This window comes from Comamonas sp. B-9, from assembly GCF_000410635.1.
Classification (GTDB): Bacteria; Pseudomonadota; Gammaproteobacteria; order Burkholderiales; family Burkholderiaceae_C; genus Comamonas.
This window is the reverse complement of sequence record NZ_KE148532.1, coordinates 1-407: the sequence shown is the minus strand read 5'-3', so window position 1 is coordinate 407 and position 407 is coordinate 1. Positions and strand designations below refer to the sequence as shown.

Below are 407 nucleotides of genomic sequence, written 5' to 3'. Positions count from 1 at the left end.
AAGGGTTTGCAGCGCCTGGGCAGCGGCCAGGCTCTGGCCGTTGATGCGCATGCAGGCCGATTGCGGCCCGGCGCAGAGGACGACCAGATCGGCCTGCGCCCATGGCTGGCCTTGGCCATCGCTCAGGCACCACTGGGGCTGGCCGTCTTCGCTTGCCAGCGCATCGAGCGCATGCACAGGTGCATCGCCGACAAAACGGATGCCCGGGTGGTCCATCAAGGCCTGCACCAGCGCAGCCGGCCGCAGCCAGCCGCCGCGTGGGTGCCAAAGCGCGGGGGTATCTGCCGGCAAGCCCAGCGCTTCGAGTGTGGCGGCGCTGGCCTCTTCACTCCAGTCGGCCGCAGGCGCGGCCAAGCTGTCCTTCCAGGCGGGTGGCCGTTCATGGGCGCTGCGGCGCGTGGGCGCGG

General features: G+C 71.3%; 1 protein-coding gene. It reads right to left on the bottom strand.

Going from position 1 to position 407, the window contains the following annotated elements:
- On the bottom strand, nt 1–407 hold a 407-nt coding region (locus tag H928_RS30050), incomplete at both ends, for an FAD-dependent oxidoreductase (RefSeq protein WP_373604908.1).